Genomic DNA, 18615 nt, shown 5'->3' with positions numbered 1-18615 from the left:
AACGTTTGCAAATATAACGCTGAACCTTAACTTTTGTTTTACCAATTTCTTTAAATACCAATGTTCTTTTTGTAAAACCATATTTAACAACATGACGAGTTCCACAATGTGGGCATCTAGCCAAACTCATTTTAAAATAAGGAACATCCTTTTTAAAACTTAAATCAAAAGATTTCAAAGCCTTTTGACAGGATTTAAAAATTTTCACAAAACGAGGGTCGAAAAGCACTAATCCATCATTGGAATCGCAAAATATATATTGTTCAACATCTAAAATACTATTTGGAATATTTGTTTTTTGGTTTAGCATGATAAAAACTTTTACTCCACTTATTTATTAAATTTAACTATTTTTAGACAAAATAAAAAATTCCAAACCAATTTTCATCAAAAAATTTCAAATCAACAAAGTTTTTGAAAGAGTCTTTAAAAATAATTTTTATTATATTCATTATATAAAACAAATAATATACCAACTGAAATATCACAACCTTATCCACAAATTTAATTAACCCGCCAAATCTAAACTATAGTATAGAAATGTTGAGAGAGAAAGCATATAAGCAACTGATATTTAGAGTGATATAATGTCTTCACCAATACAGTTTTCCCATCCACCATATTTTCTAACGATTTCTGTATCATAAATACTAAATGCACCCTGTGCTACAAGTGTTCCTTGGAATAAACCCTGCATTTTTTTAACTGATGCAATACTTAAAAAGTAATCCCATTCCTGCATTTTGGTTAATAAGTTTTGTCTACTGTTACGCACCAATGTAGCTCCTGCAACAGCTTTACAATTGTCATTAACCATCCTACTAACAATATTTGAAATAGCATCCCCGTATACCCCGCTATCTGCATCAATTGTAATTACTTTGTCTGTTTTTACTCTTCTCAAACCATTATTTAATGCGTTGAATTTTCCACGCTTTGGTTCAAAAAGATATTTAATAACCAAATCAGATCTGTTAAAATCAACAATTCCTTTTAAAATTTGGTATTTAGTATTATCTTTACTATTGTTATCTATTACATAAACGTAAATTGTAGCATCATATTTCTGATTAGATAAACTCAATAATGTTTCATAAATAGATTCTTCCCCATTATATGCAGCTATTAATATAGAAACATCTTCATCGTGTCTTTCAAGAGTATAAATGTCTTTTTGATTATCAAAAAACATAGACATTACTAAGAAGAAATTAAGTAAACCCAGCCCTATAGCCACACCACCGATTATGATGATACTAAGGGTCATTCCACAGACCTTAGCAATATCTAAAATCCAAGGGGTTAAAAACCAAACCTGGAAACAAAAAAATAGAATTGTGGCTATAGATACTATGTAAAATTTATTTTTAATTTTAATATACATAATAAAACCACAATTTAAAATATAATTATAATTTAAATATCAAGATTTTCTTTAACTTCATACGTTGCATCACGAACAGTATTACCTGCTTCAATAAAACTTCTTTTTTCAAAATCACTCATATGAATAGGGACAATCATTGCAATACCATTTTTAGAAGTAACTGCAGGTACCCCTAATGATACATCCTTAACTCCTTCAACTTCACCTTCAAGATAACAACTGACAGTTAAAACTTTGTGAGTGTCTGTAATTATAGTTGAAATCAAGTTTGAAATTGCATAAGCTGGTCCGTATTCAGTAGCTCCTTTTTTAGAAATAATTGTATTTCCCGCATTTTTAAGTTGTTCAATTAATGCAATAACATTTAAATCAACATATTCTACGAAATACTTTAAAGGAATACCACCAATTGTTGTTGAACTTAAAAGAGGAACCATATGGTTTCCATGTTCTCCTACAACCCTTGTATGAACTTCAGCACTGTTAATGTTGATTTGTCTTGAGAAGTAATTTTTTAATCTAAGTGAATCTAAGTGATTTCCAACACCAATTACTTTCTTTTTGCTAAATCCTGATGCTTCAAGAGCAATTGTAGTCATAACATCAACAGGGTTAGTAGCAACTAATATAATGGAATCTGGAGCATATTTAGCAATCTGTTTTGAATAATTACTTACGATTTTTGCATTAGGAACTGCTAAATCAAGTCGGTTCATTCCAGGTTCACGATGAATACCTGCAGCAATCAAAACAACAGCAGAACCCTTGATATCTTCAAAATTATATGATGGAATAAGTTTACAGTCAATATCTCTTGCAGCAAGAGCATCATACATATCGTAGGTTTCTCCTTTAACTTTATCAAAACTTTCAGGTCTTGATAACATGACAATTTCATCAACTGTCTCTTCTTTTGCTAAAGTGAAAGCAACGTTTTTACCTATTGTACCAGTTGATCCTAAAATACTTACCTTTACCATATTATAATATTACTTTTTATAATAAAAATAACTTACTAGTTCAAAAAAAAGTTAAATAAAGATGAAAAATAATAAAATTAATTAAACAAAAATCTCGAAAATAACTTTTTTAACTCAAAATGTTTATAGTGAATTTTGTAAAGAAAAAATTATATAAATTTAAATTGATAAACATTTAATTTTGAAAAACAGATGAGGTTAAATTTTATGCAAAAAATTATTAATTCACATTGCCACATTTATCCAGAAAAAATAGCATCAAAAGCCGTATGTGGTATTAAAGATTTTTATGATTTAGATATGTCATTAAATGGAACAGTAAGTGGTTTAATAGAAGATGGTAAAAAAGTTGGAGTTACTCATTATTTAGTCCATTCTGTTGCAACAACACCAAAACAAGTTAAATCCATTAATGAATTTATTGGAGAATCTGTAAAAGCAAATTCAGATATATTCACAGGATTTGGAACCCTACACCCAGACAGTGAAGATATACAGGGAGATTTTAACCATTTAATTGAACTTGGTCTTAAAGGAGTTAAAGTACATCCAGATTTCCAGCAATTTGCAATGAATGGTGAACGCGCATTTAAAATGGGAGAAATCATAAATGAAGGTAACGTTCCTTTAATGGTTCACTGTGGAGACTTCAGATACAGCTATTCCAATCCAGAACATATAAAACCATTTTTAGAAAAATTCCCAGATATAACATTTATTGGTGCACATTTTGCAGGATGGAGTATCTGGAATGAAGCTACTGAACAATTAGCAGGAATTCCAAACTTATATGTTGATTTAAGTTCCAGTTTATACGATTTAACCCCTGAAAATGCTTTAGAATTAATACACGCATATGGTGCAGATAAAGTTTTATGGGGAACAGATTATCCTATGTGGGAGTCTAAAAGTGAAATGGAATATTTCAACAAGCTTGATTTAACCAAAAAAGAAAGATCTCAAATATTATATGAAAATGCTGCTAAAATATTGGGATTAAAATAAAAAAAAAGTAGATTAATTTTTACTAAATGCAATGATTGCAGGAGGAGTTAACAATTCTTCTTTAATCATTTCATCTATTTCTTCATAAGTAAACCATCCAAAATCATCATGCTCTTCACTGATTTTTACATCATCACTTTCACATGTGACTTTCATGACTAATTGAATAGATTTAATGTCTTGTTTTGTTTTACACGCAGTATAATCTTTTCTAACGGTTTTATAGAGTTCCTGAACATCTACTTCCAAACCAGTCTCTTCTAAGTATTCTCTTTTTAGTGCATCATCAAAAAATTCGCATTTTTTAACTTTACCGCCAGGAATTTCCCATTTTCCAGCATCGTGTGATGAACGGGAGCGGATTTTCAAAAGTAAGACTTTACCATTGTACTCACAAATTCCTTTTGCAGCCAAGCCCCATTGTGTATTCATATTAAATCTCCAAAAAAAATAGTTAATAACGGGAAAAATCCCATTATTTTTTCATTGCTTTTTCAACAGCTACTGCAACTGCTACAGATGCACCAACCATTGGGTTGTTACCCATTCCAATTAATCCCATCATTTCTACGTGAGCTGGAACGGAGGATGAACCTGCAAATTGAGCATCAGAGTGCATACGTCCTAATGTATCAGTCATACCATAGGATGCAGGACCTGCTGCCATGTTATCAGGGTGTAATGTTCTACCAGTTCCTCCACCGGAAGCAACTGAGAAGTATTTTTTACCTTGTAATAAGCATTCTTTTTTATAGGTTCCAGCAACAGGGTGTTGGAAACGTGTAGGGTTAGTTGAGTTACCAGTAATTGATACATCAACACCTTCCAAGTGCATAATAGCTACTCCTTCACGTACATCGTCAGCACCGTAACATCTTACTTTTGCTCTTTCACCGTCAGAGTAAGCTTTTTCTTTAACTACTTTTACTTCACCGGTGAAATAATCAAATTCAGTTTCAACATGAGTAAATCCGTTGATTCTGGAAATAATTAAAGCTGCATCTTTTCCAAGACCGTTTAAGATAACTCTTAATGGTTTTTCACGTACTTCGTTTGCAGAATTAGCAATTCCAATAGCTCCTTCTGCTGCTGCGAAACTTTCGTGACCTGCGAGGAATGCAAAACATTCACTTTCATCACTTAAAAGCATTGATGCTAAGTTTCCGTGACCTAAACCTACTTGTCTGTCATCTGCAACACTTCCAGGAATACAAAATGCTTGTAAACCTTCACCAATATCTTTTGCAGCTTCAGATGCTTTTACACAGCCTTGTTTAATAGCTATTGCTGCTCCAAGAGTGTAAGCCCAGCATGCATTTTCAAAACAGATTGGTTGAACACCTTTTACGATTTCATAAGGGTCAAATCCTTTGTCAAGACAGATTTGTTTTGCTTCATCAAGGTCTTTGATTCCATATTTTTCTAAAACAGGAGTGATTTGGTCAATTCTTCTTTCATAACTTTCAAATAAGCTCATATCTATTCACTCCTTGGGTCTATTTTCTTAACAGCACTGTCAAATCTACCATATTGGCCAGTAGCTTTTTCAATTGCTTCTAATGGATCAACACCATCTTTGATGTTATCTAACATGACACCAAGGTTGATGTATTTGTATCCAATGATTTCATCATCTTCATCAAGTCCGATTTCGGTAATGTAACCTTCAGTTAATTCCAAATATCTTGGACCTTTTTCTTTAGTTGAATAAATTGTTCCTACTTGGCTTCTGTGACCTTTTCCTAAATCTTCAAGTCCAGCACCAATTTGAAGACCGCCTTCTGAGAATGCAGATTGGGTTCTTCCGTAAACAATTTGTAAGAATAATTCACGCATTGCAGTATTTATCGCATCACAAACAAGATCTGTGTTTAATGCTTCAAGGATGGTTTTTCCAACTAAGATTTCACCTGCCATAGCTGCAGAGTGAGTCATACCAGAACATCCAAGAGTTTCAACTAATGCTTCTTCAATAATACCATCTTTAACGTTTAAGGTTAATTTACAACATCCTTGTTGTGGTGCGCACCAGCCAATACCATGAGTAAAACCTGAAATGTCACTGATTTCTTTTGCTTTTACCCATTTACCTTCTTCAGGTATTGGAGCAGGGTCGTGATTTGCACCTTTGCGAACAAGACACATATTTTCAATTTCTGTTGAATATATCATATTCTTTCTCCAAAATTTTTTACTAATTTAATATATTTGTTTTTTAATTAATGTAGTTTATGAAAAAATCAATTATAATAATTTAAGTATTAAGAAAATTAAATTTTTAATTGGTGTAACTAATGAGTTTCATTGTTATTTTAGCAAAAATCCAACCTAAAGAAGGTTGCCATGACAGTATCTTAGAACTTTCCGAAGAATTAATTTATGAATCTCAACTAGAAGATGGAAATATTGAATATGAATTGTTACAATCTGATAAAGATAATTCATTGACTTTTGTTGAAAAATGGGAATCTGTTGAATCTCTTAAAAAACATATGAAGTCACCACACTTTTTAAATTTCAATGAAGACATTGCTGAATTTGTTCAAAGTGAAGACATTGAAGTGCTAAGTAGTGAAAAAATTGAATTATAATGTAGATTACTTAGTTTAAATCTACAATTTTAATTACTCTTTTTAATTATATTAAAGAATTGATAAAAATAAGTATAGTTATTAGTAATAACTATTAAAATAATTAACCGTATTTTTAAATAAAACAATATTAATTTACAGTTATACAATTGTTAGGACAAATTGCTATACATACCTTACAATTTTTACAGACCTGATGATTCCTTACTTTAGATACATCCTCATCAATTACAAAAACATTATTTGGACATGCAATACAGCATTTCTCACAACCCTCACATTGACTCTCATCAATGACAATATGAGACTCATCAACGACTTCTTTTTTCTTTCTTTTAAATAAAGAACCTAAACCCATAAAAATCATCCAAAAAAAATAATTAAGAAGTTGGCTTAGAATTTTAAACCAAGTTCATAAGCTTCTTTTAATTTGTCTTTTTGTTCTTCAGCAACAATACCTGCTGGACCTGCATTACCTGCATCAACATGACCGATAACTTCATATCCCATAAATTCGAATGGAGATGCTTTGGTAAGTTCAATGTATGCATCGTAGGTGTGTTCAGGTTGGTTTTCAGTAAAGATTAATGCTGCTTTACCAGATAAGCTTTTATTAGGGTTTTGGCCGATACCATAGAAACGATCAATGATTAATTTACCTTGTGCAGACATTTGACCGTAGTAAACTGGAGTTGCAAAGATTACACCATCAGCTTCAAGCATTTCATCTAAAATTTTATTTCCGTCATCATTACGTACACAGTCAGGATTTTCAGCACAGTACATACATGCTTTACATGGAGCGATTTCTTGGTCTTCTAAGTAATATTTAGTTACTTCTCCACCGTTTTCTTCAATACCTTTAATCATTTCGTCCATTAATACGTCACAATTTCCACCTTTACGTGGACTTCCTTGAAGTGCTACAATTTTCATTTAAATCACCAAAATAATCATATAATGCTATTAAATAGCTATTTATAATTATTTAATTTAAAGTATTTAAATAATAACAATTTATTTAAAAAGGATTTAATAAAAACATATACTATGAAATTATCAAAATCCAAAGTCAATTCATATCTAAAATGTCCAAGAGAATTCAAATTTCAATATATTGATGAAATTGAAGTTGAACCGAATAAATATATGGCTCTTGGAAGTGATGTTCATTTAGTTGCTGAGAAGTTTATTGAAAAATTTGGCGATGAATTGGAGGACGTGGATATAAACAACGAACTTTTAAAGATTTCCCATGAAGAAAACATCGGATATGACTTGGCTGAACACGTTGATAATTTAGGTTCTTTTTTTAAAGAAGTATTTATTGATAATGATTATAAACTATATTCTAATGAAGAATATTTAATTGATGAAGAAAACCGCTTTTCTGGAATTTGTGATATAATTTTAGAAGATGAAAACGGCGAATTAGTAATTATTGATTACAAAACATCAAAATCAAATACATTTTCAAAATATAGAAGAGAATTATGCTATTACAAGTTACTTGTTGAAAATGTTTATGAAAAGCCAGTATCCAAGGTTGGAATATTTTTTACAAAAAATGGGCGTTTAAGATTACTTGATATTTGTGATGAAGACAACAAACGCAAATATTTAAATGAAAATGAAATCAGCGACGCTGTTGATACTCTTCATGACGTTAGAAGTAAAATAAATGATGGAAAGTTTCCAGCCAAAAGACAGTTTTTATGCAAATACTGCACATATAAACATATTTGTGATGATTACTACTAATTTTTTAGGCATTACTAAATTATGTTGAAAATTAAAAAAATATAATGAAGTTATGAGGAGGAATCCTCTACTTCATCAAAGTCTACTTTTTCACCTAAAACTTTAAGACCTATGTATAATACAACTATACCGACTGGAAGGGAAATGAACCAAGAGATACCTAAACCAGCAGGGATGTAACCGATAAAGATAGCTACACATGCAACGAATACAGCGTAGTAGATTTGTGTTTGAACGTGATCAATGTGGCTACAGCTTGTTCCCATAGATGATAAAATTGTAGTATCTGAAATTGGAGAACAGTGGTCTCCGAAAATAGCTCCAGTTAATACACCACTGGTACATACAATGGTAAAGGACATATCTCCAGAACTTACAGCCCAAGCTAATGGAATTGCTAAAGGCATTAAAATACTCATAGTACCGTATGCAGTACCGGTTGCAAAGGAAATCAATGCACCTAAGATAAAGATTAAGGAAGGTACGATGAATTGTGGTAATGCGTTTTTAAGAACTCCTACTAAGTAAGAAGCAGTTCCGACTTCACCAATAACTCCACCTAAAGACCAAGCTAAGAGTAAGATTACACCGGTAATAACAATAGTTTTCATACCGCCAATCCATTCAGAGATAGCGTCTTCAATAGTGAGGATTTTTCCACCAACTGCCATAACAATTGCAACAATAGAAGCAAGAAGTGCAGCTTGGAAAAGAGCAACGGAAGCATCAGATTGAGATAATGCAGTGAAAATACCATTAAATGATAATGGAGCAGTTTTCATAATAGCAATAAGAGCTTGATCTTCTCCACCTAAAATGGTAGTGTATCCACTCCAGTAGAATGCAATAAGAGCACCAATAATTAAGGTACCAATAGGGATAATAGCATTCCAGATGGATAATTTAATTCCTTCAACTGGTTTAACTTCGTCAAATCCAGGTGCGTTAGGGACAATAACTTTTTCGTCTGCGTCTCTTTTACGTGCAGCTTGTTCTGCTTTTTTCATTGGACCAAATTCATATAATGTTACTGCAGAAATTACAATAAAGATTAAAATGAAGATGTTGTAGAATCTGTATGGGATAGTTTGTAAGAAAATACCAAAACCAGTAACGTTAGTTACACCAACAGATTGGAAACCAGCAGCGATTAAACTGATTTCTAAACCAATCCAAGTAGAAATAATAGCAATACCTGCAACAGGAGCTGCGGTTGCGTCAACAATGAAAGCTAATTTTTGTCTAGATACTTTGAGTTTATCCATAACTGGTCTCATAATAGGACCAACAATTAAGGAGTTTGCATAATCATCGAAGAAAACACATAATCCTAAAATCCAAGTGAACAATTGAGCTTTTCTTGGAGTATCTGCTCTTTTAGCAAAGGTATCTGCAAGAGCTTTTGCACCACCCATTTTGGTTACTAATTGGATAATACCTCCAATAAGTAAACATTGAAGAATAATACCTGCATTCCATGGATCAGCCATACAGGATATAATTTGAGAACCCATTTGTAAAAATGCGTTAACAGCAGTGGAAACGATGTTTAAATCGTTAACACATAACATAAATTCCCCGACAAATACACCCATAAACAATGATAAAATTGTTTCTTTAGTAATGAAAGCTAAACCAATAGCAACTAAAGGTGGTAATAATGTTAAAATACCAAAACGAATAGCATTATCATCGTTAGCTGGTGCTTGGGAAATAAATAAGGATAAAACAAAAAGAGCTATAATAGATACAGCTGCAATTAAACCCAATTTCATATTGTCATTAATATTCATTTATTACACCATTTTTCCTATACATTTTTTATAAAAAACCATAAATTGTATTGATTGAATTTAAAAAAATCAAATTGCAATCAATGTACTTTGTTAAAATTAACTTATTATGTACATAGTTATTTTAGACTTAATAATATAAAAGATTAATTAATTAATTTATATAAAATAGCATTCTAATGCCAACAAACAAAATAAAATTAGAAAAATTACATTATATCAAGAATGATATTCAAATATGTAAATTAAAAATAAGTACAATAAAATTACCTAAAAAGCCATAAAAATTAATGAAAGCCAAAATTAAACCTTAACATTTATATATATTAAAATTATAAAATATTATTGTTCATATTGTTATATACTATTTTTTTATAATATGAACAATGGTGATGGTTGAAATGAGCATTCGTTTGCATTCCTTTAGTGGTGTTTAGGAAGAGAATGTTCATTTGTTTTAAAAAAAATACTTATTTTAATGATTATTACATTATGGTGATACAATGAGCGAAGTTAAAGACTTAGTTAAAAAATTTATTGAACTCGACGATGACTTAAACGAAAAAATCGAAAAAACATTAGGAGATGCAGAAGAACTCGATGAATCTTTTGAAGAAGAACACAAAGAACAAATCGAACAGTTAGGTGAAATTTACCACGAAATCGAACACGTTGTATTTGATGAAGAATTCATTATTGTATCCAATGCAAATAGCGAAGAAAAAGAAATTGTTGCTTTAATCATCAGCGATGAAGATGATGAAGTAGAAGAATTCGTAATTCCTGTTTACACCGATGAAGAAGAAGCAAATGAAGCTATTGAAATGTTCAAAGAACAATTCGGTGAAAATGAATTTGTATGTGACAAAAAAATCGGTCATAAAATCATCTCCGAATACTCTGAAGATGAACAATTCATTGGACTTGCTATTAACGCACCTCAATGGGACTTCGTTATCGGCGGCGAAGATGTTCACGAATGTTGTGAATAAATATGAATCTTAAAGATTACGAAGATTATCAAAAAAACAATGTTAAAGCTTCTAAAAGCCAATTAAAAGAATATATTCAAATATATGCTGATATGGTAAAAAAGCTCAAGAGCGAAAATGCTCTTGAACTTGAAGCTATTAAACAAAATATCATAAATACATTTCCTGAAGAAATTTATTTTACATTAATTGATGAGAGAGAAGATTTTGTAAAATTAACTCTAAATAAAACCGGGAATGAATACATTCTTCCGATTTTTACAGACATCAGGGAATATGCTGTTGGAAGTGCAAAAATATCTAAATTATTCTTAGACAAACTTGAAATGAAAGTTATCACTCCACAGGACATATCCAAAATAGCTGATGAAGATGAAGATTTCCAGGGTTTTGTAATTAATCCACATTCACAAAACTTCAATATGGACAGAAATGCAAGTTTTTAGGTGTTAATATGAAATTTATTTGCCCAGCTATTGGTCAAGATCATGAAAAGGATTTTCTTGTATGTGGAAGTCCGCAAGATTTTAAAATAATCGTATTTTCCAATACTGAAGAATACAAAAAAGGATATGAATATTTGGAATTATCTGATTATGAACCTTGTGAAGTTTCTATTGAACTTTTTAGAGAGCTTGCAAAAAATGATGATGAGTTTTCAGGAATTATTTTAGATATACACTCTCAAAATAAAACTATTTCAAAACAAGAATTATTAAAATAAAGTTATTTAAAACTTTATTATACTATTTTTTTAAATTAATACTTTCTAATACTGCCAATCCATTATCTGTAAGTCTATATAATCTGCCACAGCGTGCTTCAGGATTTATCAACTCAACCAGACCATGTTCTTTAAGCTGTTTTAATGTTCTACTTATATGATTATTTAAAACATTACTATCAATCGCAATTTGAGACGGCATTTTTACATCCCGACCAATAGCTTTAATTACACGAACCCGGTATGATGATTTTAAAACATATTTTACTAAGCTATCCACAAAAAACACCTCATTTTGTTTAAGTGTGCTAAAAGGTTGTTATTAATGTACTATGTATGTGTAATAACATATAAATCAATAACTTTAAAGTGAAACAAAAGTATACAATATGTGCAAGGATGAAAAAATATTAGAAAAAATAGCATTTGTTCAAGGATCCGAACACAGACGAAATATCGTATTATACATGAAATATAACTTATATACACCAAAACAAATAGGAACCGCAATAGGTGTTCGAACAAATCACGTAAGTAATTTATTGGCACAATTAAAAAAACAAGATATTGTTTATTGTGCTACTCCGAATATTCATAAAGGAAAACTATATTCCTTAACTGATGATGGGAAAACTATTTATGAATATATTAGTTCGAAAGAATGATAAAAAGAAAAAAAGTTAATCAGATGTTTCATCTGATTCTTCAATGTCTTCTTCTACAACATCATAAAATTTGTATCTGTAAGACATTTTAAAACCACCCATCACTTCACGTTTAGGTCTTCTTTTAACTTTTACAATAGGACAGTTCATATCCTTAAACTTCTCTTGATGGGGTTTTGCAAGGTTTTTATTTTCACGATGATATGTGGCATTTTTGTGACGAGTATGAGGTGGTTTATACATTCTTTTTCTAAGTAATCGTCTGCCACTTGTTACACGTCTAATCACAATAATCACTTATCTTTTTCTGTTTCTGTTTTTAGTTGCGGATTTATCTAAAGTAGCTTGAATCTCATCAATTCTCTCAACAACCACTTTTATAGCATGTTCTCCTTGACGAGTAGGGTTAATACCTTGTTCAACAAGTAATGCATCCCTAATATCCCTTAATCTATCAATTGAATCAATTTTCATTATTGTACTATAAAACATGAGGTTTCCTCCAATTCTATTAATTAATTATAGACAATCTAATAAAAATATTTTATGTTTAGAAATCAAATTATAAATTATGTTTACAAAACAGGAAGTTATTTATTTAGCGGGAGGATGCTTTTGGCAACTTGAATCTAAACTTTCCAGATTAAATGGAGTTAATCAAACAGAAGTAGGATATGCTAATGGAAATACCATTTCTCCAACATTTGAAATGGTGATTGGGCAAAAAACAGGTCATACTCTAACAGTTAAAGTTACATTCAATCCACAGTTAATTTCTTTAAGTGAACTGTTAGATGAATATTACACCATGATTGATCCATTTAAGAAGACTAAATCTTATCTTAGGTGTGGAATCTACTGGCAAAGTCCAAATCAGGAAAAAATAATAAAAAAATTCCTAAAAGCTAAAAAAATAGCTATTGAGACATCCCCTATTTTTTTCTTTTATACAGCAGAAGAAAAACATCAAAAGTATCTTGAAACTGATGATATAACAAAAGAATTTGAAGTAACACAGCTTTCAATTGATGAAGAAGCATTTAGCGGAAAATACTGTGATTTTTATGAAGATGGAATATATGTAAATGTAATAGATGGTGAAGAGCTATTTTCCTCAAAAGATAAAGTCAAAACAGATAGTGGTTGGCCAACATTTACAAAACCAATAAATGAAAGTGCAATTACAAAAAACAGAGACTTTTCCTACGGCAGAACAAGAATTGAAATAAGAAGTGCAAAATCCAATTCACACTTGGGCTATTTTGTCTATGAAGGTCCAAATGGAGAGCCAAGATATCGTATTAATTCAACTAGTTTAAAATTCATACCAAAAAAATAATATTTATTGTAAACAGAATATGATATAATGAAATTTGAAGAAATAACACATCCTGAATTGAAAAATCATATTAATATGATTTATATGCACGGAGAAAATCAAAATCAAAGTGCAATAGAAAAAACCGAAGCTCAAATTAAAGAATATATCAAAGGCAAAGAATTCATTATTTCTACTGAAAATGAAAATCCTGTAAAAATTCCATATGCAAATGATGGTGAATACTTAGTTCCTATTTTTACTGATCCTAGAGAATATATTATTGGAATGGATTATTTTGCATTAAATGATATGCAGGAAAATAAGGATTATATTATTGAAAAATTAGATTCTTTTAAAAAATTAAAAGACGATCCTAATTTCTTAGGATTCGTTGTAAATATTGCAAGAGTGAGTTATATTATTAACCCTACTCTTTTATAAATTCTTTTTGAATATCTTTAACGATTTCAACAAATCTTTTTGAAACTTCATCACTAGGATCAATTACAGAAATTACTCCTTCTTTATTTGGTGAATCAGAAACTTTTTCTTCGATAGGTAAATCACCTAAATAAGTAATTTCCATTTCTTCTGCGAAAGCTTCTCCATTACCTTCACCAAAAATGTGAAGTTTTTCATCACAGTGTGGGCACATGTAATAAGCCATGTTTTCAATAAGACCTATTTGTTCGATATTCATCATTTCAACCATTTTCACACATTTTAAAACATCTTCTTGAGATACAACGTTAGGAGTGGTTACCATAATAACTGCATCTGCATCAGGAATAGTTTGTAAAACGGTTAAAGGTTCATCACCAGTTCCAGGTGGGTTATCAATAATTAAGTAGTCAAGTGAACCCCAGTGTGCATCTGAAATTAATTGTCTAATAGCACCGGTTTTTTGAGGTCCTCTCCAGATGATAGGTCTGTCAATTCCATCTAATAAGAATGCCATTGACATTACTTTAAGACCACTTGGAGTTTCAACCGGGAACATTGAATGTTTGTATTCTTCTTTTTTAGATTCAATGAATGCTAATTTTTCTTCATCAGTTTTAAAGTTTTTACCTTCTAATCCAGATTCGGTAATTTCTTTAAATACATTGAACTGATATTCATTGAATGATTCACCGTATAAATCCACACCTAACATTTTAGGGATGTTTGGACCGTGAATATCTGCATCTAAAATACCGGTTTTAAATCCTAATTTTTGTAAAGTTTCAGCAAGGTTAGCTGCAACAGTGGATTTTCCTACCCCACCTTTTCCACTCATAACAACGATTTTATGTTTGATTTGACCTAAGTTTTTAGCTAATCTTAAGTCTTGTTCAATCATTTGTTTTTGTTGTTCAGGAGTCATTTGACCCCCATGTCCATGTCCATGTCCGTGTCCTGCCATTTTATATCATCTCCAAATTTATTTAACTAAATTTTTTACTTACTTCTTCAACAGCAAGTATTAATGGGTCAGTAACCATTGAAACTGGTGGTGCGTAAGCAAATTCCATATTACTTAAATCAAAACAGGTTAAACCTTCTGTAATAGCTAATGTCATTGTATCGATTCTTTCAGCTACTCTTTCTTCTGCTATGATTTGACAACCAATAATGGTTCCATTTCCATCACAAATAACTTTGATATCCATTGGTTTAGCATTTGGATAATAACGAGCTCTTGTAAATGCCTGTACTTTTTGTACAACTGGTCTGATTCTGTTTTGTTGTGCAAAACTAGTAGTGTAACCAACTGCACCGAATTCTAATTTACCCACTTTTGAAACCATGGAGTTTAATACTGGATTAAATTTAGATTTTTTACCGCAAATGGTGCGTGCTAAAGTTTTGGATTCACGAACTGCAGTAGTACCTAATTGAGAAATGGTATTTGATCCTAAAATTAAATCTTTGGATTCTACACAATCCCCAACAGCATAAACATCTTCTACGGAAGTTTCCATTCTGTCATTTACAAGAATAGCCCATCTTCCAAGTTCACAACCTGCCATTTTAGCTAAATCCAATTCAGCTCTAACACCAGTAGCCATGATGACCATATCAGCATCATAGATTTCTTCATCACCGAAGCATGCTTTTTCTACTTTTCCATCACCAATTAATTTAGTGATTGGTTTTCCTAAAACAACTTGAATTCCTTCCATTTCAAGATATTCTACTAAAATATCAGACATGTCTTTATCAAGAGATCTAGGAACAATTTGAGGTAACATTTCGCTTAAAATTACATTTAAACCTTTTTGTTTAAGAGCAAATGCAATTTCAATACCAATTAAACCTGCTCCAGTAACAATTGCACTTTTTGCATCTTTAATTGCTTCTTGAACTTTGATACCATCATCAATGTTACGGATTCTAAATACTCCGTCTAAATCAACACCTTGCATTGGAGGGATAAATGGATTACCTCCTGTTGCAAGAACTAATTTATCATAATCTAAGACGATTTCTTCATCATCTTTTTGATAAGTAACAGTTTTTTTATCAGAATCAACAGCAGTTACTTCTGCTTCAATAATAACATCAATATTTTTATTTTTATAATCTTCAGGGGTTCTCATTACAATATCATCAAAAGATTCGATTTTACCAGATAAAACATAAGGAATAGCACATGGAGAATATGCTACTTTGTTATCTCTTGTGATAACTGTAATTTCAATACTCTCATCAAGTTTACGAATGTTTGAAGCTGTAGAAATTCCTCCAGCTCCTCCACCTACAATAACAACTTTCATTTTATCAAAACCGTATATCATTTATACATTATAATATATATTAAAAAATAATATAAAAAGATTAAGGTTAAAATATGAAAGAAATCGAATTTAATTTAGATGAAAATCCATTTATTAATTTTTTATCCTCAAGATATGCTATGAATGCCAGAATTAACGTTGAAAAATTATGGAACTGGTGTCATGAGAATAATAAATCCTTTTTTATAATGAGTCTTGGTTGTTTAATGAATGCTGTAAATTCCGTTCCTCAATTAAAAAGAAGAATACATGATGGAAAAGTAATTGAATATGACTCTCTTGATGGAGTATCTCCAATAATGAATGAAGATGAACATATTTACAGAGAAATGAGAGTTAAAACACCACAGGAATTCGAAGACATATTACAATGGCATGATTATGTTAAAAATACATCAAATGACATATTAAGTGGTAAAAAAGAAGGTTTTTGCATTGAAATGGAGAGAAGGGATTTTGAAAACATTGCTAATTTCTCATGTATTCCATGGGTTGATTTTGACATGATTACCAACTGTGAAGTACACGGTCAGGCAATACAGCCTCTTATAACCTGGGGAAAAGTCAATGAAAACTATGAAATGAGCGTTTCAATTACTGTAAGCCATATTTTTGTAAATGGTCGAGAGCTTGGATATTTTTATGAAAATGCTCAAAAAGAATTTAATAAATTTTAAAAAAAAAGATTAGGAATTAGCTCCAATAATGGAGTTAATCCAATTGAAAAATCCGTCTAACATTCCATCAGCAGTGCTGTTTCCAAATACATCACTTACTTGATCTTTGTAGTAGTTTACATCACCTTGTACGTTTTGTACTTGTTCGATGGAGTTAGCTAAATTTTCAATATCAACGTTTGTAATGTTTATATTGTTATTTTCGACTTTATTGGTGATAATATTTACAATTTCATTATGGTTGGTAATATTATCTCCAGTTACTTCGTCTTTTACTTGATTTACCAAATTGGATAAATCATCAGCATTTACACCAGAATTGTTTACGATTTCAGCCTGAGTGTAGATTTCATCGTTTGCTGCTTCTTTTACAGAATCTGGAATTTGAACATCAGTTACTTCTTCGTAGGAATTCATGATTCCTGCAAGAGCAGATTCACCAGTTGCTTGAACTGGACTTGTAACGTAAACATGTCCTTTGGTTATTCCTGCAGATTTTAAAGCTGAAAGGTACATATCTCCAGTAATTGTTGTAATTTTGGATTTGTCAACACTTACTTTTAGATTTTGATTATCGTTTAAATCAACAAGTGCAGATGATAAAATTTGACCTGAAGTATAAGATTTACCAGTAATACCGCTTGAAATTTGGTTTACTTGATCTGCTGAAATTGTTTTTATACCCACATTGTTAATGTCAACATTTGCTTGGTTGATAAAGAAATTATCAACAAAAGATTTGTAATTTGAGTTTGAGTATGTAGTTTCACCATATGTAATTACTACGTTTGAATCAATTGCAAATCCTGTTGGAATTAACATGCCCCCAAGGATTAAAGCTAACAATAGAATTGTAATCTTACGCATGATTTATCACCTCTGTAATTTCTTATTAATGATTATCATAAGTAGTATTTAAATCTATAGTATAATTCAAACAATTACAGTTAATTTTTAGAATAGATTAATCTTGCTAGAGAGACAACGCCGACCAGTGCAGTGATTGTTTCAATAGCTGCAGATGAAAAATCCCATATTACAAGAAAATAGATTATATAAATCGCACTGTTTACAATAAAGCCTATTTTAATTGGTTTTATAGTTTTCAAATAATAGTTACATAATGTAATCTGGATTATTCCAATAATTGGTAAAAGTCCAGCAAAACCCATTGTATTTACTAAACAACCAAAAATAACAGCTATTGCAATGAAAAATATGGTTAATTTGAATGTTAGCTTGCCTTTATATACAACTGCGTTTTTTGCAGCTGCAATTCCCATAGTAATAACACCAGACCATGAAAAAAAGAATACAGAAGAAATAGCTAAAATAAAAGCATTCCAGAACTGGTATCTGTATGCCTGCTTTTCATCATTAACCCACATACTAAGTATGATAAAAAGACCTGCAACTAGAGATATTGCATTTCCTATGAGAATATTAATCGGCACATTCATAGTATCTATAAAATTTTTTCTAGCTTTAGAAGTTCTATTTTTTTATCCAAACCGCCAGCATAACCTGTTAATTTGCCATTAGCTCCTAATACTCTGTGACAGGGTATTAAAATAGAAATAGGGTTATGTCCAACAGCACCACCTACTGCCTGAGCCGACATTGTTTTAGATATTTTAGAAGCTATTTGGCCATATGTTAGTGTCTGGCCGTATGGAATTTCACATAAAATTTTCCATACCTTTTTTCTAAACTCACTACCATCAGGTTTTAGTTTAAAATTGATTTGAGGGTTTAATCCTCTAAAATAATCATCAAACCAACTTTTAAGTTGCACAAATACTTCCAAATCATCTTTTCTTACACTTTCATCAATAGTGCTTTTAAAAAATTTCTGATTGTAAAACCACACTCCACAAATAGTTTCACCATCACTTACAAATAGCATTTTGCCAAGGGGGGAGTTGTAGTTGGTGTGATA

Annotated in this window: 27 protein-coding genes; 10 read left to right on the top strand and 17 right to left on the bottom strand. The window is 30.9% G+C overall.

Annotated features, from left to right (window positions below; all coding sequences use genetic code 11):
* The 3 genes from PUD86_06750 to PUD86_06740 form a co-directional block, all read right to left on the bottom strand.
* Positions 1-310 (bottom strand): hypothetical protein (locus PUD86_06750; protein MDD6776974.1); only part of this gene is annotated, 310 nt, incomplete at its 3' end.
* Between the two features lie 264 nt (positions 311-574).
* Positions 575-1267 carry a glycosyltransferase family 2 protein gene (locus tag PUD86_06745; protein MDD6776973.1) on the bottom strand — a complete coding sequence of 231 codons (693 nt, stop codon included), beginning with the start codon at positions 1265-1267 and terminating at the stop codon, positions 575-577.
* A gap of 149 nt (positions 1268-1416) precedes the next feature.
* Positions 1417-2367: a malate dehydrogenase gene (locus PUD86_06740; GenBank protein ID MDD6776972.1), complete on the bottom strand. Its 951-nt coding sequence runs from the start codon at positions 2365-2367 to the stop codon at positions 1417-1419.
* A 207-nt stretch (positions 2368-2574) separates the two neighbouring features.
* Between PUD86_06740 and PUD86_06735 the strand changes: the two genes are divergently transcribed.
* Positions 2575-3372, top strand: a complete 798-nt coding sequence (locus tag PUD86_06735; protein MDD6776971.1) for an amidohydrolase family protein — start codon at positions 2575-2577, stop codon at positions 3370-3372.
* A 12-nt stretch (positions 3373-3384) separates the two neighbouring features.
* On the opposite strand, the gene PUD86_06730 is transcribed toward PUD86_06735, so the two are convergent.
* From PUD86_06730 to PUD86_06720, 3 genes are read right to left on the bottom strand one after another with little or no spacing between them, the layout of a single operon-like run.
* Entirely contained in the window at positions 3385-3804 is a 420-nt protein-coding gene (locus PUD86_06730) for an NUDIX domain-containing protein (GenBank protein MDD6776970.1), read from the bottom strand.
* 43 nt (positions 3805-3847) lie between these two features.
* Positions 3848-4849 carry a GGGtGRT protein gene (locus PUD86_06725; protein MDD6776969.1) on the bottom strand — a complete coding sequence of 334 codons (1002 nt, stop codon included), beginning with the start codon at positions 4847-4849 and terminating at the stop codon, positions 3848-3850.
* Positions 4850-4851: 2 nt separating this feature from the next.
* Positions 4852-5544, bottom strand: a complete 693-nt coding sequence (locus tag PUD86_06720; GenBank protein MDD6776968.1) for a hypothetical protein — start codon at positions 5542-5544, stop codon at positions 4852-4854.
* 122 nt (positions 5545-5666) lie between these two features.
* On the opposite strand from PUD86_06720, the gene PUD86_06715 reads away from it, so the two are divergent.
* On the top strand, positions 5667-5963 hold the full coding sequence (locus PUD86_06715) for a putative quinol monooxygenase (GenBank protein ID MDD6776967.1): 297 nt from the start codon (positions 5667-5669) through the stop codon (positions 5961-5963).
* Between the two features lie 130 nt (positions 5964-6093).
* On the opposite strand, the gene PUD86_06710 is transcribed toward PUD86_06715, so the two are convergent.
* Together PUD86_06710 and PUD86_06705 are read right to left on the bottom strand one after the other, a co-directional pair.
* Entirely contained in the window at positions 6094-6321 is a 228-nt protein-coding gene (locus PUD86_06710) for a 4Fe-4S dicluster domain-containing protein (protein MDD6776966.1), read from the bottom strand.
* A 35-nt stretch (positions 6322-6356) separates the two neighbouring features.
* A complete protein-coding gene (locus tag PUD86_06705) occupies positions 6357-6899 on the bottom strand; it encodes a flavodoxin family protein (GenBank protein ID MDD6776965.1) in 543 nt (180 codons plus the stop codon).
* A gap of 114 nt (positions 6900-7013) precedes the next feature.
* On the opposite strand from PUD86_06705, the gene PUD86_06700 reads away from it, so the two are divergent.
* Positions 7014-7724 (top strand): PD-(D/E)XK nuclease family protein, encoded by a 711-nt coding sequence (locus PUD86_06700; GenBank protein ID MDD6776964.1) that lies wholly within the window; start codon positions 7014-7016, stop codon positions 7722-7724.
* A 50-nt stretch (positions 7725-7774) separates the two neighbouring features.
* On the opposite strand, the gene PUD86_06695 is transcribed toward PUD86_06700, so the two are convergent.
* A complete protein-coding gene (locus PUD86_06695) occupies positions 7775-9517 on the bottom strand; it encodes a Na+/H+ antiporter NhaC family protein (protein ID MDD6776963.1) in 1743 nt (580 codons plus the stop codon).
* A 503-nt stretch (positions 9518-10020) separates the two neighbouring features.
* Here PUD86_06695 and PUD86_06690 point away from each other — a divergent pair.
* From PUD86_06690 to PUD86_06680, 3 genes are read left to right on the top strand one after another with little or no spacing between them, the layout of a single operon-like run.
* Positions 10021-10509 (top strand): hypothetical protein, encoded by a 489-nt coding sequence (locus tag PUD86_06690; GenBank protein MDD6776962.1) that lies wholly within the window; start codon positions 10021-10023, stop codon positions 10507-10509.
* A gap of 2 nt (positions 10510-10511) precedes the next feature.
* Complete coding sequence (locus tag PUD86_06685) at positions 10512-10955, top strand: hypothetical protein (GenBank protein ID MDD6776961.1); 444 nt, start codon at positions 10512-10514, stop codon at positions 10953-10955.
* Positions 10956-10963: 8 nt separating this feature from the next.
* Positions 10964-11233, top strand: a complete 270-nt coding sequence (locus PUD86_06680; GenBank protein ID MDD6776960.1) for a hypothetical protein — start codon at positions 10964-10966, stop codon at positions 11231-11233.
* A gap of 22 nt (positions 11234-11255) precedes the next feature.
* Here the strand turns inward: PUD86_06680 and PUD86_06675 are convergent, their stop codons facing one another.
* Complete coding sequence (locus PUD86_06675) at positions 11256-11513, bottom strand: transcriptional regulator (protein MDD6776959.1); 258 nt, start codon at positions 11511-11513, stop codon at positions 11256-11258.
* 109 nt (positions 11514-11622) lie between these two features.
* Between PUD86_06675 and PUD86_06670 the strand changes: the two genes are divergently transcribed.
* Positions 11623-11898 (top strand): hypothetical protein, encoded by a 276-nt coding sequence (locus PUD86_06670; protein ID MDD6776958.1) that lies wholly within the window; start codon positions 11623-11625, stop codon positions 11896-11898.
* Positions 11899-11913: 15 nt separating this feature from the next.
* On the opposite strand, the gene PUD86_06665 is transcribed toward PUD86_06670, so the two are convergent.
* Together PUD86_06665 and PUD86_06660 are read right to left on the bottom strand one after the other, a co-directional pair.
* The gene (locus PUD86_06665) at positions 11914-12186 is read right to left on the bottom strand and encodes a hypothetical protein (protein MDD6776957.1); all 273 of its coding nucleotides are present in this window, start codon (positions 12184-12186) and stop codon (positions 11914-11916) included.
* 9 nt (positions 12187-12195) lie between these two features.
* Positions 12196-12390 (bottom strand): hypothetical protein, encoded by a 195-nt coding sequence (locus PUD86_06660; protein ID MDD6776956.1) that lies wholly within the window; start codon positions 12388-12390, stop codon positions 12196-12198.
* Positions 12391-12469: 79 nt separating this feature from the next.
* Between PUD86_06660 and msrB the strand changes: the two genes are divergently transcribed.
* Entirely contained in the window at positions 12470-13237 is a 768-nt protein-coding gene (gene msrB, locus PUD86_06655) for a peptide-methionine (R)-S-oxide reductase MsrB (GenBank protein ID MDD6776955.1), read from the top strand.
* Positions 13238-13264: 27 nt separating this feature from the next.
* On the top strand, positions 13265-13660 hold the full coding sequence (locus PUD86_06650; protein ID MDD6776954.1) for a hypothetical protein: 396 nt from the start codon (positions 13265-13267) through the stop codon (positions 13658-13660).
* Here the strand turns inward: PUD86_06650 and PUD86_06645 are convergent.
* Both PUD86_06645 and PUD86_06640 read right to left on the bottom strand, forming a co-directional pair.
* Positions 13647-14624, bottom strand: coding sequence for an Mrp/NBP35 family ATP-binding protein (locus tag PUD86_06645; GenBank protein ID MDD6776953.1), 978 nt, complete (start codon positions 14622-14624; stop codon positions 13647-13649). The genes PUD86_06650 and PUD86_06645 overlap by 14 nt on opposite strands.
* A 22-nt stretch (positions 14625-14646) precedes the next feature.
* Positions 14647-15978, bottom strand: coding sequence for an FAD-dependent oxidoreductase (locus PUD86_06640; GenBank protein MDD6776952.1), 1332 nt, complete (start codon positions 15976-15978; stop codon positions 14647-14649).
* A gap of 74 nt (positions 15979-16052) precedes the next feature.
* On the opposite strand from PUD86_06640, the gene PUD86_06635 reads away from it, so the two are divergent.
* The gene (locus PUD86_06635; protein MDD6776951.1) at positions 16053-16676 is read left to right on the top strand and encodes a CatA-like O-acetyltransferase; all 624 of its coding nucleotides are present in this window, start codon (positions 16053-16055) and stop codon (positions 16674-16676) included.
* A 9-nt stretch (positions 16677-16685) separates the two neighbouring features.
* On the opposite strand, the gene PUD86_06630 is transcribed toward PUD86_06635, so the two are convergent.
* The 3 genes from PUD86_06630 to PUD86_06620 all read right to left on the bottom strand — a co-directional run bounded on the left by PUD86_06630 (position 16686) and on the right by PUD86_06620 (position 18582).
* Positions 16686-17543, bottom strand: a complete 858-nt coding sequence (locus PUD86_06630; GenBank protein ID MDD6776950.1) for a DUF1002 domain-containing protein — start codon at positions 17541-17543, stop codon at positions 16686-16688.
* 80 nt (positions 17544-17623) lie between these two features.
* Positions 17624-18136, bottom strand: a complete 513-nt coding sequence (locus PUD86_06625; protein MDD6776949.1) for a YgjV family protein — start codon at positions 18134-18136, stop codon at positions 17624-17626.
* Positions 18137-18141: 5 nt separating this feature from the next.
* Complete coding sequence (locus PUD86_06620; protein MDD6776948.1) at positions 18142-18582, bottom strand: methylated-DNA--[protein]-cysteine S-methyltransferase; 441 nt, start codon at positions 18580-18582, stop codon at positions 18142-18144.
* Positions 18583-18615 lie beyond the last annotated feature (33 nt).

The organism is Methanobacteriaceae archaeon (genome assembly GCA_029219465.1).
Taxonomy (GTDB): domain Archaea; phylum Methanobacteriota; class Methanobacteria; order Methanobacteriales; family Methanobacteriaceae; genus Methanocatella.
The sequence above is the reverse complement of the archived record's forward strand: the minus strand, read 5'-3'. Positions and strand labels throughout refer to the sequence as shown.

Bases quoted from the DNA above. Each gene is read 5' to 3' on its own strand.
- PUD86_06745 (MDD6776973.1), bottom strand. From the start codon at position 1,267: ATGACCCTTAGTATCATCATAATCGGTGGTGTGGCTATAGGGCTGGGT.
- PUD86_06740 (MDD6776972.1), bottom strand. From the start codon at position 2,367: ATGGTAAAGGTAAGTATTTTAGGATCAACTGGTACAATAGGTAAAAAC.
- PUD86_06735 (MDD6776971.1), top strand. From the start codon at position 2,575: ATGCAAAAAATTATTAATTCACATTGCCACATTTATCCAGAAAAAATA.
- PUD86_06730 (MDD6776970.1), bottom strand. From the start codon at position 3,804: ATGAATACACAATGGGGCTTGGCTGCAAAAGGAATTTGTGAGTACAAT.
- PUD86_06725 (MDD6776969.1), bottom strand. From the start codon at position 4,849: ATGAGCTTATTTGAAAGTTATGAAAGAAGAATTGACCAAATCACTCCT.
- PUD86_06720 (MDD6776968.1), bottom strand. From the start codon at position 5,544: ATGATATATTCAACAGAAATTGAAAATATGTGTCTTGTTCGCAAAGGT.
- PUD86_06715 (MDD6776967.1), top strand. From the start codon at position 5,667: ATGAGTTTCATTGTTATTTTAGCAAAAATCCAACCTAAAGAAGGTTGC.
- PUD86_06710 (MDD6776966.1), bottom strand. From the start codon at position 6,321: ATGGGTTTAGGTTCTTTATTTAAAAGAAAGAAAAAAGAAGTCGTTGAT.
- PUD86_06705 (MDD6776965.1), bottom strand. From the start codon at position 6,899: ATGAAAATTGTAGCACTTCAAGGAAGTCCACGTAAAGGTGGAAATTGT.
- PUD86_06700 (MDD6776964.1), top strand. From the start codon at position 7,014: ATGAAATTATCAAAATCCAAAGTCAATTCATATCTAAAATGTCCAAGA.
- PUD86_06695 (MDD6776963.1), bottom strand. From the start codon at position 9,517: ATGAATATTAATGACAATATGAAATTGGGTTTAATTGCAGCTGTATCT.
- PUD86_06690 (MDD6776962.1), top strand. From the start codon at position 10,021: ATGAGCGAAGTTAAAGACTTAGTTAAAAAATTTATTGAACTCGACGAT.
- PUD86_06685 (MDD6776961.1), top strand. From the start codon at position 10,512: ATGAATCTTAAAGATTACGAAGATTATCAAAAAAACAATGTTAAAGCT.
- PUD86_06680 (MDD6776960.1), top strand. From the start codon at position 10,964: ATGAAATTTATTTGCCCAGCTATTGGTCAAGATCATGAAAAGGATTTT.
- PUD86_06670 (MDD6776958.1), top strand. From the start codon at position 11,623: ATGTGCAAGGATGAAAAAATATTAGAAAAAATAGCATTTGTTCAAGGA.
- PUD86_06660 (MDD6776956.1), bottom strand. From the start codon at position 12,390: ATGTTTTATAGTACAATAATGAAAATTGATTCAATTGATAGATTAAGG.
- msrB (MDD6776955.1), top strand. From the start codon at position 12,470: ATGTTTACAAAACAGGAAGTTATTTATTTAGCGGGAGGATGCTTTTGG.
- PUD86_06650 (MDD6776954.1), top strand. From the start codon at position 13,265: ATGAAATTTGAAGAAATAACACATCCTGAATTGAAAAATCATATTAAT.
- PUD86_06645 (MDD6776953.1), bottom strand. From the start codon at position 14,624: ATGGCAGGACACGGACATGGACATGGACATGGGGGTCAAATGACTCCT.
- PUD86_06640 (MDD6776952.1), bottom strand. From the start codon at position 15,978: ATGAAAGTTGTTATTGTAGGTGGAGGAGCTGGAGGAATTTCTACAGCT.
- PUD86_06635 (MDD6776951.1), top strand. From the start codon at position 16,053: ATGAAAGAAATCGAATTTAATTTAGATGAAAATCCATTTATTAATTTT.
- PUD86_06630 (MDD6776950.1), bottom strand. From the start codon at position 17,543: ATGCGTAAGATTACAATTCTATTGTTAGCTTTAATCCTTGGGGGCATG.
- PUD86_06625 (MDD6776949.1), bottom strand. From the start codon at position 18,136: ATGAATGTGCCGATTAATATTCTCATAGGAAATGCAATATCTCTAGTT.
- PUD86_06620 (MDD6776948.1), bottom strand. From the start codon at position 18,582: ATGCTATTTGTAAGTGATGGTGAAACTATTTGTGGAGTGTGGTTTTAC.